This is a genomic window from Leisingera aquimarina DSM 24565 (genome assembly GCF_000473165.1).
GTDB classification, from domain to species: domain Bacteria; phylum Pseudomonadota; class Alphaproteobacteria; order Rhodobacterales; family Rhodobacteraceae; genus Leisingera; species Leisingera aquimarina.
Map to the genome: position 1 here is coordinate 18,652 of NZ_AXBE01000012.1, position 14,050 is coordinate 32,701.

A 14,050-nucleotide genomic window follows, 5' to 3' on the forward strand; every position below is an offset into this window, starting at 1 on the left:
ATGAAACGGATACTGATCGTGCAGGGCCACCCGGACAATTCCCGGCAGCATTTCTGCCATGCTCTGGCGCAGAGCTATGAGTTGGCTGCAGCGGAAGCCGGTCATCAGGTCGACGTAGTTGATGTACCCGCCAGCGGTGCGGCCTGCTTGCGATCCCGCGCGGAATGGGAAGGCAGCCTTCCCGAATATGCCGCTGAGGCACAGCGGGCGATTGCTGCCGCCGACCACATCGTCTTCATCTACCCGCTTTGGCTGGGCAGCATGCCGGCGCTGCTGAAGGCCTGGCTGGAACAGGTGTTCCGGGAAGGTTTTGCCTTCACCACGGGCAAACGCGGATGGCGTCCCAGGCTGAAGGGGAAATCAGCGCGTGTCATCGTCACGATGGGGATGCCCGCCTTTGCCTATAAATGGTTCTTTCTGGCGCATTCGCTGCGCAGCTTTGAACGCAACATCCTGAAGTTCTGCGGGATCAGGCCGGTCAGATGGTCGGTGTTCGGGATGGTCGAGGACTCTAATCCAGGCAGGCGCGGAAAATACCTGGCGGAAACCGCCCGCAACGGGGCAGCGGCGCGCTAGGGTCAGGACCCAGGACTGGTCAGGCCGCGATGATATCCTTCAGATGGCCGGCGATGTCGTCCAGCCCGGCATGGGTCAGGTCCTTATCAGCCTCTCCGATCACCTTGGATTTCAGCGCGTCAGGTAAGGCGGCCCGCAGCTGCCCCAGCATATGCGGCGCAGCCGTCAGGATCAACTGGTCGAAGGTTCCCGCAGCATTCCGTCTTTCCAGATCCTGTGCGATCAGGCGTGCAAAGGCTGCCTCGGCGGCCCGTTTCGGATCGCTGGCTTCGAATGTGGCCGCCCCATGCGCGCTGCTGATCGGATGGGTGCCGGCACGGTCGGCATTCTCCACCGCAGGCGGTGCTTGCAAAGCATGCCCGGCGGAGGCGGTGAAGCCCTTGCCCAGCCCGTGGTTTTCGACGATGCGTGCGGTGCGGGCATTAGCAAGAACGGCGAGGGTCACGATTGGTTTCATGGGTTTTCTCCAGTTGCTGAATGTCGGCTGCATTTGCCCTGAACCGGCCGCGGGCCGCCGCCCAGGAAGGCAAACCAGTACGCCAGGGCGACGCCGCCCGCGCCGCCGGCGATATTGCCCAGGGTGACCCAGAACAGGTTGGCGGCCGCCGCGGAGAGGGGGGTATCCGCTCCGGCACCCCAGGCCTGCGGGAAGAAATACATGTTGGCGATGGAATGCTCGAGTCCTAGAAGCACGAAGGCGGTGATCGGCCAGAGTATGGCCAGGACCTTGCCGGCGGCCGTGCGGGCGGCGAAGGACAGCCAGACGGCGAGGCATACCAGGGCGTTGCACAGGGCGCCGCGGACAAAAGCCTCAAGCGGTGTCAGATCTGCCTTGGCCCCGGCTATGGCGCTGGCGGTTTCGCCCATCGCACCGTCCAGCAGACCGGTCAGGGCAAAGGCGGAGGCCAGTCCGGCGGCGCCGGTCAGATTGCCGAAATAGACGATGCCCCAACTGCGCAGCAGCAGGCGGAGCGGGATTTTGCGGTCCACAGCGGCGATCACCATCAGCACATTGCCGGTGAACAGCTCTGCCCCGGCAATCACCACCAGAATCAGGCCGAGTGAGAACACCGCGCCGCCCAGCACCCGGACCGGTCCTGTTACGGGTGCGGTGCCCGTGAGGGTCATCGTGTAAGCCGCCGCGCCGAAACCGATGAAGGCACCGGCCAGCAGGGCCAGAACAAACATCTGCGGCAGAGGCAGCCGGGCTTTGGCGGTTCCCGCTGTCTCTACCAGCGCCGCGATTTCAGCAGGTTTGTAGGCGTCAAAGGAGGCCTGGCTGGTCATATGTCGGCTCCTGAATTCATGGGTGCAAGGGGTCAGTGGGCAAAGAGAACCGGCAGGTCTGTCTGTTCGATCATCGTGCGGGTGGTGCCGCCGAATACGGCCTCGCGCAGGCGGGAATGGCCGTAGGCCCCCATCGCCACCAGATCGGCACCGGCTTCGCGGGCGCGCTGCTGGATGCCGTGGCCGACATTCTGGCCGCCACCGGGGAATTGCGAGAGGGTGACATTGCAGCCGTGGTGGCTGAGCCAGGCGGCGACATCGGTGCCCGGGTCCTCGCCGTCACGCTGATCGGAAGCGCTGGATTCAAAGCAGCCGATCACCACCTCCTGCGCGTGGCGCAGATAGGTCAGCGCCGCATGTGCGGCGCGGGAGGCCGCAAGGCTGCTGTCCCAAGCCAGGAAGATGCGGCTGTATCTGGTAAAGGGCGCGCCATTTACAATGACAGGAACCGGAGACTGAAACAGCAGGCCATGCAGCGCTTCACGGAAGACATCCTCTCGGTCCCTGAGGCCATCGGCAAATTGCGCGATGTCGCAGGATTTTGCCCGCTGGGCACAAAGCAGCCGGATGTCCGCCCCAGCGCAAACCGCATATTGCACATCGCCGGAGCAGCAGCTGCGCGTAAGAAGGCCGCTCACCTCGCCAGCGCGGGTTTCGGCTGCCTGACGGGCCTCCCGGAGACGGTCAACCCAGTCGGCCGGCATCGCTGTTGAGCCGAAGGCTGTCGTGCCAGAGACGAAGTAGGGTCTGCCGGGCGGATTATCCAGCAGCAGGCAGGCGAGGTATGCGTCCTGGCGCTGCGCCGCTTCGGCGGCAGCGATGACAGCTTCGTCGCTGGTGTCTGTGGCGAGCACATAGAGAGCTGTGTTGCGTTGCATGTCTGGCCTCCGGGTTTTTGATCGCGGCAAGCCGGAATGCACGCCGCGTCAATCTGTAAATCAGGGCTGCTGCGGGATGCCATGATCCTGATCAATCCGGTGTGAAAGAGTGTCTCCCCTTGGGCGCTTGCATGAAATATGCCGGACTGACACCACTGCAAACTATGCCTAAGGTTAAGGCCGGCCTTTCGGCGGGGCCTGATAGCCGGCATCATGATTCAGCGGGCCCAGAACTCCTGCTTGAACAGCTCGTTGAGCTCGAGCAGCCAGTTGGCCGGAGGAAGCTGAAGAAGTGCCAAGACGGTAAAGCCGGCAACTGCCGCGAGCGCAATCAGCGCCTCGGCCCGGTGGCCGCGTGGAGACATCCTGCTGCCGAAGAACAGCATTTTGAACACATGCAGATGGAGCGCTGCATGCCACAGGGAACAGGCAATAAACAGCGCCGCCAGGACAATATGGAGATCACTCCAGTCCTGCTTGCCCAGTCCCAGCGCCTCCCAATCCACCTGATTAGAAATTTTACCTTTGGGCGAAAAGAAAAGGATGCTGCCGCTGAGAAGAATAGCTGCAAATGAGAAGGTTACACCAAAAACGGCCAGGGCCCTGCTAGTCAACCCGGCTTTTGATCTGGTTTGGGTACCGGTCTGGGTCATTTTTTGTCTCCTGTCTGGATAGGTTGAGTCTATCCGGCAGCAAGTCCGCGCGCCTTGATCCAGACATGGTTTTGGCGTGCAGACGCAGAACGGGCTGGTTTGACCTCACTCAAGGCAGGCACAATGTGCCTCTGGTATGCTTAGCCAGGGGTAGACCAATGCATCCAGATGAGAACCAGCAGGTTGAAGTGGTGGCTTTTCTGAGCGATCCGTCAGCTTATGGCATTGACGCACCGGTCGAGGTGATCACGACGCATTCCGCACATGTGTTCCTGGCCGACGGCCTGGCGTTCAAGATCAAGCGGGCGGTGCGCTACAGCTATCTGGACTTTTCCTCGCTTCAGGCCCGCAAGGATGTTCTGAAGCGGGAGCTTGCCCTGAATGCTTCTGCAGCGCCTGAGATCTATGACCGGGTGGTTGCGGTCACCCGCGAGGCGGCGGGCGGCCTGGCGCTTGAGGGGACAGGACCCGCTGTCGAATACGCCCTGCGGATGCACCGGTTCGCGCGGGAGGCCGAGCTGTGCGCGATTGCTGATGCAGGCGGTTTGACGGTTGATCTGGCAGGGCAGCTCGGCTCCGCGGTTGCCGCCTACCACAGAGATGCCGAAGAACGCAGCGCTGACGGGGCTGCCCTGATAGGAGAGATCAATGAGGAGCTGCAGGAGGCCTTGGGCGGTATGGGGGACGTGCTGAACTGCGGCCGGGTGGCGTCGTTTCTTGTCGCGGCCGCACAGGCCTTTGCCAAGACCGCGCCGCTTCTCAGCAAACGTACGGCGGCAGGCCGCGTGCGCAGATGCCACGGTGATTTGCATCTGCGGAACCTCGTGCTGATCGACGGCAGAGTAGTGCCGTTTGATGCGCTGGAGTTCGACGAACAGCTGGGCACCTGCGATGTCTTCTATGACTTCGGTTTCCTGCTGATGGATCTGCTGCACCGGGAAGCACAGGCGCAGGCGAATGCAGCGTTGAACAGCTATCTGCAGGCCACCAGGGATATCGGTGGACTGGCTGCGCTGCCGCTGTTCATGGCGCTGCGTGCGGCGATCCGGGCGATGGTTGCGGTGCAGGGCATGGCAGGCGGAACCTTGGCTGAACCCGCGCAGGAGGCGCGGGATTACCTTGAGCTGGCGGCCGCCTGTCTTGCGCCGGTGCCGCCTCGGCTGGTGGCGGTCGGCGGATTGTCGGGCACCGGCAAGACCACGGTCGCCGCGAGGACCGCACCGTACTTGACGCCGCTTCCAGGCGCGTTCCACCTGCGCAGCGATGTGGAACGCAAAGCTCTGTTCGGGGCTGCTCCGCTGGAGCATCTGCCTGCCGAAGGTTACCGCCCTGAGGTCACTGCGAAGGTCTATGCCCGGTTGATGGATCAGGCAGAGCAGGCCATGCGGGCCGGTCACAGCGTTGTTATTGACGCGACTTTCCTTGCTGCGGAATACCGGGACGCCGTGCAGGCGCTGGCGGTCCGGCTGCGGGTACCGTTCGACGGGATCTGGCTGCATGGCGCCACTGTCGAATTAGAGCGCAGGATCGCCGCCCGCACCAATGATGCCTCGGATGCGGACGCGGAAGTGCTGCAAGTGCAGTTGAAGCACCGCGCGGATCCTGCGGATTGGATCCGGATCAGCTGCCGGGGCGCCAAACGTGAGGTTGCGGCGCGGGTGAAGGCCGCCCTGTTGCCGGAGTGATCCGGACCGGCCTTGTGCGGCTGGAGGCGGGCCGCTGGGGGTAACCTCAATCAATTCAGCCGGAGGCCACGGGCGTAATGTTGAATAACTTCTGAGGAGGAACACCATGTACAAGAATATTCTGGTTCCCATTGCCCCGGATCACGGCGCAGATAGCGCCAGTTCTCTACAGGTTGCCCGGTTGCTGGCGGACAACGATGCCAGGATCACCGCGCTGACGGTTGCCGATGAGATCCCCGGCTATGTGGTGCAGCAACTGCCGGAGGGCCTGTTGGAAGACACCCGCGCAGAGATGCTGACGGCGCTCAAGTCGGATCTGGGCGGGGTGAAAGACATCAAGGCGGATGTGGTCACCGGCCATGCCGGGCGCACGATTAATGATTACGCCGAGGCGCATGGCGCGGACTGCATCGTCATCGCGTCGCACCGGCCCGGATTGCAGGATTATTTCCTCGGCTCGACGGGGGCGCGGGTTGTGCGCCACGCCAAATGCACTGTGGTTGTGATCCGCTAGCTGTCGTGCGCCACTGAACGGCGGAACAGCATGAGGCTGGTCGCCAGCAGGGCGGCGCCCAGCAGTGCCATCCACAGAAATTCCGGCCAGACGGTCTCAACCCCTGCACCTTTGAAGACGATGGCCTGGCTGGCGGCCATGTAGTGGCGGGAGGGCAGGATGACAGTGGCAGCCTGCAGCCAGTCCGGCTGGCTTTCCACCGGGGTTTCGCCGCCTGACAGCATCAGCATCGGCAGAATGGTCAGCATTACCAAGAGCGCAAACTGGGCCATTGAGCGCGCGACCGTCGCCAGGAACACCCCCAGCGCGGTTGCGGTGAACAGGAACAGTGCTGTGCCGCAGAGGAACAGGGCCTTGGACCCTGCAATGCTGATGTCCAGGACCCCTTGCATGACAAAGGCCAGCGACAGCGCCGCTGCGATCAGCACCACCGCGGCGTTTGCCCAGATCTTGGCCACGGCGATGTCAAAGGGCGACAGCGGCATCGCCAGCAGGTGTTCGATGGTGCCGTGCTCGCGCTCGCGGATCATCGCGGCACCGGTCAGGATCGTGGTCAGCCACATGATCTGGCCGATCAGCGCGTTGATGCCGGCAAAGCGCACGGTGTCGCGGTTCGGGTTGAAGGCGCTGCGGATGATGATCTCCAAGGTCTGCGGTGCGGCCAAGTCTGCGCCGATCGCAAAGCGGCGGATCTCGGTGCTGAGGATGCTGGTGATGTAATTGGCACCGATGCCTGCCTGTTCCATCGCGGTGGCGTCGATCAGCACCTGGATTTCCGGTACCCGGCCCGCGCGGACGCCCTTTTCGAACCCGGGCGGCACGGCGACGACAAACAGGAAGTGGCCGGCGTCCATCCGGGCGGCGCCGGTGCCGGGTTCAATCTGGACAACCGGCTGGAATTCGGGCGGGAAAAACGCGGCGGCCAGGGTGCGGGACAGGGGCGAGTTGTCCTCATCCGCAAAGGCGATGGACGCGTTGTTGACCGAGGTCGCAACCCCGGTGGCCTCCATCACCGGTGCCAGGGTGAACGACCAGGCCAGAAGCGCCATCATCACCCAGTCGCGGCGCAGGCTCATCATCTCCTTGAGGCCGAGCCAGAATATGCAGGAGATACGCTGCATCTACTTCTCCTGCGCGCGCAGCGCCAATACGGCCAGCAGGGTAAACACCGGCCCGAAGCAGGCCAGCGCCAGAATGTCGGGCATCAGCGCCTCCCAACCCAGCCCCTTGGTGAAGGCGCCGACGTTCAGATGCAGGAAGTAGGAGGAGGGCCACAGCGACCCGATGGTCTGGGCGCTGCCCTCCAGTGTCGAGACCGGCTGGAGTAAGCCGGAGAACTGGATAGTCGGCACCACCGAGGCAATGGCGGTTGTGAAGGTGGCTGCCACCTGGCTGGAAGTCATGGTGGCGATCAGCAGCCCGTAAGAGGTTGCGGCCCAGACATAGAGAAGCGCGCCAAGAGCCAGGGGCAGCGGGTCCCCTTTGAGCGGCACCCCGAAGACCGCAACTGTCATCGCGGCCAGCAGAAGGAAGTTGGCGTATGCGATCACGATATATGGGATCTGCTTGCCGATCAGGAATTCCAGCCGGGTAGTCGGCGTCACATAGAAATTGGTGACCGAGCCCAGCTCCTTTTCCCGCGCGACGCTGACTGCCATCAGCACCGCAGGCAGCATGATCAGCAGGATTGCCGGCATGGCCGGCGCCATTGCGGCGATACTCTCGAAGCTCTGGTTGTAGCGGAACCGCGGCTCTATCCGGGCAATTTCAGCAGGGCGGGTGGTCCTGAAAGCGGCTTGTGCGTCCAGGAAAGTCTGATGCAGCCCGGCAGCGTAACCCTCCACCGTTTCGCCCTTGAAGGGGATCGCGCCATCGACAATGGCAAGCACCTCTGCCGGTTCATCCGCCCGCAGCTTCTGCCCGAAACCGGGGGGCAGCTCGATCACCAGAGAGACTTCGCCCGAAACCAGACGGCTGCGGCCCTCGGCGGCGCTGGCCAAAGGCGGCGTGGGTCTGAAGTAGCGGGAGCCGGAAATCTCAGCGAGGTAGGCGCGGCTTTCGGGGCTTTGCGACAGGTCCAAGGCGGCATAGTCCAGCTCGTCGATATCCAGCGAAATTCCGAAGCAGAACACCAGCATCAGGATGACCGAGCCGAGGAAGGCAAAGGCAAGCCGCACCGGGTCGCGCAGGACCTCAATCGTCTCGCGCCGCGCATAGGCCTGGGCGCGGGTGAGGCCGCCGCCGGAGGTCGCGGCTTCTGCCTGCACTGCGGTTTTCGGTGCTGAGACTGGGGCAGGGGGGGCGGCGGCCCTGAGGATTGAGACAAAGGCCTGTTCCAGGGTGTCCGCAGCCTGCGATGCCATCAGCTCCTGCGGGGTTCCTTCAGCCAGCACCTTGCCCGCATGCATGAAGGAGACCCGGTCGCAGCGTTCGGCCTCGCCCATGAAATGGGTGGAGACAAAGATGGTCACCCCCTCGTTGCGCGACAGTTCGAGGAGCAGCGCCCAGAACATGTCGCGAGCCTCCGGGTCGACGCCGGAGGTCGGCTCGTCCAGGATCAGCACCCGCGGGTGGTGGATCATCGCAACCGCCAGCGACAGACGCTGTTTGATGCCCAACGGCAGGGAGCTGGCCAGGGAAGTGCTGTGGGCGGTCAACCCGAAGCGCTGCGTCAGTTCTGCGACTCTGGCCTCCCGGTCCTTGATCCCGAAAATGCGTGCGTGGAGCTGCAGGTTCTGATGCATGGTCAATTCGCCATAAAGCGAAAACGCCTGGCTCATGTAGCCGGTCTCGCGGCGCATTGCGCGGTTGCGGGCATCAACCGGCTTGCCGAACAGCTGCGCCTCGCCGGAGCTGATGGGCAGCAGGCCTGTCAGCATTTTCATGGTTGTCGACTTGCCGCAGCCGTTGGAGCCGAGAAAGCCGAAGATTTCACCGCGTGCAATGCTGAAATCGACGTGGTCGACTGCGGTGAAGTCACCGAAGCGGCGGGTCAGCCCGCGGGCGGTGATGACCGGTTCGCCGCCGCCGTGTTTGGCTTGCGTCTGGTCCTGAACCAGCGTTGGCTTTCCTTGCGCCCGCAGCTGCCGGTAGGCAGATTCGAGGTCTTCAGCCCCGCCTCGCAAGCCTTCTGGCGGGCCCTGAAACAGCACCCGGCCTGCATCCATGGCGACGATCCAGTCAAAGCTCTGCGCCTCCTCCATATATGCGGTCGAGACCAGTACGGAGAGGCCGGGGCTTTGTTCGCGGATGGCGCTTATCAACGCCCAGAATTGGCGGCGCGACAGCGGGTCAACGCCGGTTGTTGGCTCGTCCAGCACCAGGAGCTTGGGGTCGTGGATCAGTGCGCAGCACAGGCCCAGCTTCTGCTTCATGCCGCCGGAAAGCTTGCCCATCAGCCGGTTTGCGAAGGGTGCCAGCCCGGTTGCGGTGAGGAGCGCCGCGATCCGGGTCTCGCGCTCCGCCTCGCCCTGGCCGAACAGGCGCGAGAAGAACTCGAGGTTTTCGCGCACGGAAAGTTCGGGATAGAGGTTGCGGCCCAGCCCCTGCGGCATGAAGGCAATCGCGGGGCATATTCGGCGCCGGTGCGCGGGGTCGCCGATGGGGCCGCCGAGGACGTCTAAGGTCCCCGCTTGCAGTTTCTTGGCGCCAGTGATCAGGCCGAGGAGGGTCGATTTGCCGACCCCGTCCGGCCCAATGATGCCAACAAGCTGGCCGGCGGGAAGGTCCAAGGAGATCGCGTCCAGCGCGATATGTTTGCGATAGCGGTGTGTGACCTCCGCGACGTGGATTCCAGGGATGCCTGTAGCGGCCCTCATTCGAACAGCTCAGGCGGAATGCGCCGCTCCAACGCTTCGGGCCAGGGGCTGTCAAGGGTCAGCCGGATCACGGCGATGCCGCGCAGGCCGGTCTTCACGTGTTCGATCCGTGCCGCCACTAGATCCTGCGGAATACGAACGCGAACGCGGAACACCAGCTGCTCGCGCTCGCTGAGGGTTTCCACTTGCTTGGGTGTGAACTGGGCCTCTGGCGAGACGAAGGTGACCGTAGCAGGAATGGCATATTCGGGCAGCGCATCAAGCACGATGCGGGCCTCGGCGCCGATCGGCAGGAGACCTGCCTCGCGAGCGGGCAGGAACACATCCATGTAAATGTTTTCGAGGCTGAGGAGGGTCAGGATTGGCCCGCCGGCGGCCACCACCTCACCCTGTTCGGCCAACCGGTAGAGCACCCGGCCCGGCATCGGTGCAGTGAGGGTGCTGTCCTCGATCTGCGCGGCTATCCTGCGGACCTCTGCCTCAGCAGCCGCAATCCCGGCATCCGCGGTGGCCACCCGCGCCTGCGCCGCGCCCAGCACCGCCTCGGCGACCTGATGCGCAGTTTCGCGTTCCTCGAACACGGTTTCAGAGATGTTGTGCCCGGCCAGCAGGGCGGTGGCACGGTCCAGTTCATGGGCAGCGCGACGCTGTTCGCTCTGGCGCTGCAGAACCAGTGCCTCCGCCTCGGCCTTGGTTTGGCGGGCCAGCGCGGCTTCGGCCTTGGCCCGGTCATGCACTGCCGACAGCTCATCCGTATCCATTTCCACCAGCACATCACCGGCTGCGGCCAGGCTGCCCTCGGCGGCCAGCACCTTTGCCACGCGGCCCGCCCGTGCCGGGGCAATCTCGACCTGTTCAGCCTCGATCCGGCCGTTACCCTGGACGAAGCCTTGCGGCAGGTCCGCACCGTTTTCCGAAACGAACAGGTAGGCAGCAGCGGCCAAAAGCAGAAGGGCTGCCGTGGCAAGAGTTGCACCAGTGATTTTATTCATGGCAGAGCGCCCCGTCCTGTTGCGGCACCTGCGTAATCTAGTCCGGTTCCGCGCGGCCCGCTTTGCTCTGAGTCAATCCTGCGCTGCCGGATTGCCGCTATCATCGTTGCGTGTGCGGCGGGTGCCGGGATGGGACCGGGCGGCGCGCTGCAGAAGTTTCGGAGCAAAGGAGAACACTGATGCTGGTGCGGCTGGCAGTTGCAGTGGCTATCGCGGCAGGTCCGGTCTGGGCGCAGGATACCGGCGCGGACGAGGGGCGGGACCTGTTCCTGTACTTCTGCGCAGAGTGCCACGGCAAAGATGCAGCAAGCCTAGGCCCGATGGCGGAGATGATGGCGCTCAGGCCGCCAGACCTCAGACAACTGACCGAACGCAACGGCGGCGAATTTCCCATCGAGGCGGTTGCCAAGCAGATTGACGGCCGGCAGCCGGTTGCCGCCCATGGCGACATGCCGGTGTTCGGCCCCTCGCTGGACGAGGATCAGTATGTTGCCATGGCGCTGCCAAGCGGCCAGCCGATGATGGTGCCCCGGTCGCTGCACAATCTGATCGTCTATCTGCAGTCGGTGCAAAGCCATCAAGCAGGGGCTGAATGACTGCCAATCGCTGCTGCATAGGATATCCTGAATTCCATGCCTGCGGCACCAGGAGTCCCCGTCGGCAGATCAACTGCTATCCGTTCACAGGAGGAGAAAATGTTTCAAAGAATAGTCGTTGGACTGGATGGTTCCGAGGCGGCGGAAAACGCACTGCGAATGGCGTGTGATTTGGCTTAGAAATACGGGTCAGACATACACCTTGTGCACACGCCGCAGCCTCAGACGGTTGCATTCGCACTGGGGGCTGTTGCGAGTTATCACGCGGCCACGACAATGCCATCGGCGGAGGAAGTGCAGACCGCCGGAGAAACGATCCTTAATGCGGGACGCGCTATTGCGGAATCCTGCAATCAAGCCATTGCTGAAATGCATCTGGAAGCCGGTGATCCGGCTGATAATATCATCAACTGTACAAAGGCCTGCGGTGCTGATCTGATCGTTACAGGCCGCCGCGGATTGGGGTCCTTTAGCGCTCTTGTTCAAGGAAGTACAACCCACCGGCTGTCAACGGCGGTACGATTTCCGGCCACGGGCGGCGCAAAACCCGGCCATTTCAGGAGTGACCGGCGCCTTGGCACGCGCGCTCTCCAAATAGCTGGCGTGTGCCGAGGCGCCTTGGTCCGTCAGGACCAATCGGAGTTCCATTTCAGGAGTTTTCTTTGAACTGTTTCGCCCTGCTTTGGGCCAGGCGGTAGCTGTCCCCGCTCATCTCAAGGATACTCACATGATGGGTCAACCTGTCCAGCAAGGCTCCGGTCAGGCGCTCTGATCCGAATGTTTCCGTCCACTCGTCGAACGGCAGGTTGCTGGTGATCAGGATGGAACCGCGCTCGTATCGCTGCGAGGTCAGCTCGAACAGAAGCTCGGCGCCGGTCTTGCTGAGGGGCACGAAGCCCAGTTTGTCGATGATCAGGAGCTTCTGTTTCACCAACTGCTTCTGGAGCCGCAGAAGCAGGCGCTCGTCACGGGCCTCCATGAGTTCATGGACGACGGCGGCCGCCGTGGTGAAGCGGACGGTCAGCCCCTTCTGGCAGGCCGCCAATCCAAGACCGAGCGCAATGTGGGTCTTGCCGGTGCCGCTGGGGCCGAGGGCAATGACGTTCTCGCAGCGGTCGATCCATTCGCAGCGCGCCAGTTCCAGCACCTGCATCTTGTTGAGGGGCGGGATCGCGGTGAAGTCGAAGCTGTCGAGGCTCTTGGTGGCCGGGAATCTCGCCGCCTTGATCCGCCGTTCGACCATGCGCCGTTCCCGGTCGATGAGTTCCAGTTCGACCAACCGGGCCAGGAACTGGACATGGTCGCGTCCCTCGGCGGCGCACAGCCTGGCCTGCTTGTCATATTCCCTCAGGAAGGTCGGCAGCTTTAGCTTCTTCAGTTGATGGTTCAGCAGGATCTGTGGTGCTTCTGTCATGCCGGCCCGCCCGCCGTCAGGCACATGTAACTGGACGGCGACGTCGTCGCCACCTTGGCTCGCGGCAGGTAGGGGTAGACATCAAGGTCGAGCCTCGGGGGCCGCCGTTCAACCCGGCACAGCACCAGGTGCTTCACTGCATCAAAACTGATGGCACCCATTTGCAAGGCCGTCTTCACCGCGGCATGGACGTCTTCCATCTCGAAGCTCTCGATCAACCGCAGGACCTGCACATACTCGCGCCGACCGGCCTTGAGCAGACGCGCCTCCATTAACCGTTGAAGGGTATGGAAGGCCTTGGGAAGATCCCAGTTCGCCAGCGGCGCTGCTTGGTCGAACGCCCCGATCTTCTGCTCGATGAGCGGCAGGTAGTGCAGCGGATCGAAGATCATGTCTTCGCGGTCGTAGCTGCGCGGGTGCCGCGCAATGACGTCGCCGCCACAACCTATCACCACCCGGTCAACGAAGCCGCGGATCCAGACATCACGGTGACCGTAGGCGACCGGCACTGAATGGTCGTTGGTCTTGTAGCGCACGAGTGCCAAGGAACTGACACGGCCCGTGGCCTGGTCGCAAGCCTCGAAGGGCGTGGCCGGCACCGCAGCCATCGCATCCAGATCATGCTGAAGCCGCTCGCCAATCGTCGCGCCATGACCGCGCAGAATATCGCCCTGGCGTCTCCGGCATTGATCTTCCAGCCATAGATTGAAGGCATCCCAGGTCGGGAAGTTTGGGACCGGCACCATGAAGTTACGTCTGGCATAACCGACCAGGCCCTCGACCGCCCCTTTGTCATTCCCTTTGCCAGGGCGGCCATACCGATCCCGGATCACGTAGTGAGACAGAAACTCGCTGAAGAGCCGGGCCCGCCTGCGCGCGCCATCCGGCTGGATGCGGGCAACCAGGCAGCGGTCATTGTCGTAGAGCACCGACAGGGGAACACGGCCGAAGAAGGCAAAGGCATGCACATGGCCGTCCATCCACGCCTCGGCTGTCGCCGCAGGATAGGCGCGAACATAACAGGCATCGCTATGCGGCAAATCCAGTGCGAAGAAATGGGCTTTCTGCTCGACCCCGCCGATCACGACGGTAGCTTCGCCAAAATCGGCCTGCGCGTGACCCGGCGGATGCTGGAGCGGCACGAACATCTCGCGGCTGCGGCGGCCATGCTCACGGACATAGTCCTTGATGATTGTGTAGCCGCCGGCAAAGCCATGCTCGTCGCGCAGCCGCTCGAAAATCCGTTTCGCCGTGTGGCGCTGCTTGCGCGGCCGCTCCCGGTCTTCCGAAAACCACTGATCAATAATCCCGGTGAACCCGTCCAGCTTCGGGCGCCGGATCGGTGCCGTACGCCGATAACCCGGCGGAGCTGAGTACACGATCATCTTGTCGACGCTGTCCCGCGAGATCCCGAAATGACGGGCGATGGCTCTCTTGCTCATACCTTCGCGGAAATACGCCTGGCGAACCTTCCGATAAAGTTCCACGGTGAAAATGCTCCTGCCCTCCCTGAAACCAGAAAGAGCCAAAACTGGCCGGTTTTTACGCCGCCCGCAGCAAGGTCATCCCGCCGCTACCGTGGCCGAGTTTCGCACCGCCGCTTACACCTGATTCATCAATAACCTTTGGCTAAGCGC

The 14,050-nt window shown here is 63.1% G+C and carries 13 protein-coding genes and 1 pseudogene; 5 read left to right on the forward strand and 9 right to left on the reverse strand.

Features of this window, described 5'->3' with window-relative positions; translation table 11 throughout:
• Positions 1-576 carry an NAD(P)H-dependent oxidoreductase gene (locus AQUI_RS0101315; protein ID WP_027255921.1) on the forward strand — a complete coding sequence of 192 codons (576 nt, stop codon included), beginning with the start codon at positions 1-3 and terminating at the stop codon, positions 574-576.
• A 19-nt stretch (positions 577-595) separates the two neighbouring features.
• Here the strand turns inward: AQUI_RS0101315 and AQUI_RS29065 are convergent, their stop codons facing one another.
• The 4 genes from AQUI_RS29065 to AQUI_RS0101335 all read right to left on the reverse strand — a co-directional run bounded on the left by AQUI_RS29065 (position 596) and on the right by AQUI_RS0101335 (position 3,394).
• Positions 596-1,033 carry a host attachment protein gene (locus AQUI_RS29065; RefSeq protein ID WP_051371736.1) on the reverse strand — a complete coding sequence of 146 codons (438 nt, stop codon included), beginning with the start codon at positions 1,031-1,033 and terminating at the stop codon, positions 596-598.
• Positions 1,030-1,863 (reverse strand): formate/nitrite transporter family protein, encoded by an 834-nt coding sequence (locus AQUI_RS26720; protein ID WP_051371737.1) that lies wholly within the window; start codon positions 1,861-1,863, stop codon positions 1,030-1,032. The genes AQUI_RS29065 and AQUI_RS26720 overlap by 4 nt, the downstream gene beginning before the upstream one ends.
• A 32-nt stretch (positions 1,864-1,895) precedes the next feature.
• Positions 1,896-2,741, reverse strand: coding sequence for a universal stress protein (locus AQUI_RS0101330; RefSeq protein ID WP_027255922.1), 846 nt, complete (start codon positions 2,739-2,741; stop codon positions 1,896-1,898).
• A gap of 218 nt (positions 2,742-2,959) precedes the next feature.
• A complete protein-coding gene (locus AQUI_RS0101335; protein ID WP_051371738.1) occupies positions 2,960-3,394 on the reverse strand; it encodes a DUF4405 domain-containing protein in 435 nt (144 codons plus the stop codon).
• Positions 3,395-3,552: 158 nt separating this feature from the next.
• Here AQUI_RS0101335 and AQUI_RS0101340 point away from each other — a divergent pair, with 158 nt between their 5' ends.
• Together AQUI_RS0101340 and AQUI_RS0101345 are read left to right on the forward strand one after the other, a co-directional pair.
• Complete coding sequence (locus AQUI_RS0101340) at positions 3,553-5,079, forward strand: bifunctional aminoglycoside phosphotransferase/ATP-binding protein (protein WP_027255924.1); 1,527 nt, start codon at positions 3,553-3,555, stop codon at positions 5,077-5,079.
• A gap of 106 nt (positions 5,080-5,185) precedes the next feature.
• Positions 5,186-5,593: a universal stress protein gene (locus AQUI_RS0101345; protein WP_027255925.1), complete on the forward strand. Its 408-nt coding sequence runs from the start codon at positions 5,186-5,188 to the stop codon at positions 5,591-5,593.
• On the opposite strand, the gene AQUI_RS0101350 is transcribed toward AQUI_RS0101345, so the two are convergent.
• Genes AQUI_RS0101350 through AQUI_RS0101360 form a run of 3 tightly spaced genes read right to left on the reverse strand, consistent with a single transcriptional unit; the run spans position 5,590 to position 10,403 of the window.
• Positions 5,590-6,714 (reverse strand): ABC transporter permease, encoded by a 1,125-nt coding sequence (locus AQUI_RS0101350; RefSeq protein WP_027255926.1) that lies wholly within the window; start codon positions 6,712-6,714, stop codon positions 5,590-5,592. The two genes, AQUI_RS0101345 and AQUI_RS0101350, sit on opposite strands and share 4 nt — an antisense overlap.
• Positions 6,715-9,411: a ribosome-associated ATPase/putative transporter RbbA gene (gene rbbA, locus AQUI_RS0101355; protein ID WP_027255927.1), complete on the reverse strand. Its 2,697-nt coding sequence runs from the start codon at positions 9,409-9,411 to the stop codon at positions 6,715-6,717. It abuts the gene before it with no gap.
• Positions 9,408-10,403 (reverse strand): HlyD family secretion protein, encoded by a 996-nt coding sequence (locus tag AQUI_RS0101360; protein WP_027255928.1) that lies wholly within the window; start codon positions 10,401-10,403, stop codon positions 9,408-9,410. The genes rbbA and AQUI_RS0101360 overlap by 4 nt, the downstream gene beginning before the upstream one ends.
• A gap of 179 nt (positions 10,404-10,582) precedes the next feature.
• Here AQUI_RS0101360 and AQUI_RS0101365 point away from each other — a divergent pair, with 179 nt between their 5' ends.
• Positions 10,583-10,999 carry a c-type cytochrome gene (locus tag AQUI_RS0101365; RefSeq protein ID WP_027255929.1) on the forward strand — a complete coding sequence of 139 codons (417 nt, stop codon included), beginning with the start codon at positions 10,583-10,585 and terminating at the stop codon, positions 10,997-10,999.
• Between the two features lie 159 nt (positions 11,000-11,158).
• Positions 11,159-11,665 (forward strand): annotated as a pseudogene (locus AQUI_RS29630) (universal stress protein).
• Here AQUI_RS29630 and istB read toward each other — a convergent pair.
• Positions 11,649-12,413, reverse strand: coding sequence for an IS21-like element helper ATPase IstB (gene istB / locus AQUI_RS0101370; protein ID WP_027255930.1), 765 nt, complete (start codon positions 12,411-12,413; stop codon positions 11,649-11,651). The pseudogene AQUI_RS29630 and the gene istB overlap by 17 nt on opposite strands.
• Positions 12,410-13,909: an IS21 family transposase gene (istA, locus tag AQUI_RS0101375; RefSeq protein ID WP_156916747.1), complete on the reverse strand. Its 1,500-nt coding sequence runs from the start codon at positions 13,907-13,909 to the stop codon at positions 12,410-12,412. The genes istB and istA overlap by 4 nt, the downstream gene beginning before the upstream one ends.
• Positions 13,910-14,050 lie beyond the last annotated feature (141 nt).

Bases quoted from the DNA above. Each gene is read 5' to 3' on its own strand.
- AQUI_RS0101315 (WP_027255921.1), top strand. From the start codon at position 1: ATGAAACGGATACTGATCGTGCAGGGCCACCCGGACAATTCCCGGCAG.
- AQUI_RS29065 (WP_051371736.1), bottom strand. From the start codon at position 1,033: ATGAAACCAATCGTGACCCTCGCCGTTCTTGCTAATGCCCGCACCGCA.
- AQUI_RS26720 (WP_051371737.1), bottom strand. From the start codon at position 1,863: ATGACCAGCCAGGCCTCCTTTGACGCCTACAAACCTGCTGAAATCGCG.
- AQUI_RS0101330 (WP_027255922.1), bottom strand. From the start codon at position 2,741: ATGCAACGCAACACAGCTCTCTATGTGCTCGCCACAGACACCAGCGAC.
- AQUI_RS0101335 (WP_051371738.1), bottom strand. From the start codon at position 3,394: ATGACCCAGACCGGTACCCAAACCAGATCAAAAGCCGGGTTGACTAGC.
- AQUI_RS0101340 (WP_027255924.1), top strand. From the start codon at position 3,553: ATGCATCCAGATGAGAACCAGCAGGTTGAAGTGGTGGCTTTTCTGAGC.
- AQUI_RS0101345 (WP_027255925.1), top strand. From the start codon at position 5,186: ATGTACAAGAATATTCTGGTTCCCATTGCCCCGGATCACGGCGCAGAT.
- AQUI_RS0101350 (WP_027255926.1), bottom strand. From the start codon at position 6,714: ATGCAGCGTATCTCCTGCATATTCTGGCTCGGCCTCAAGGAGATGATG.
- rbbA (WP_027255927.1), bottom strand. From the start codon at position 9,411: ATGAGGGCCGCTACAGGCATCCCTGGAATCCACGTCGCGGAGGTCACA.
- AQUI_RS0101360 (WP_027255928.1), bottom strand. From the start codon at position 10,403: ATGAATAAAATCACTGGTGCAACTCTTGCCACGGCAGCCCTTCTGCTT.
- AQUI_RS0101365 (WP_027255929.1), top strand. From the start codon at position 10,583: ATGCTGGTGCGGCTGGCAGTTGCAGTGGCTATCGCGGCAGGTCCGGTC.
- istB (WP_027255930.1), bottom strand. From the start codon at position 12,413: ATGACAGAAGCACCACAGATCCTGCTGAACCATCAACTGAAGAAGCTA.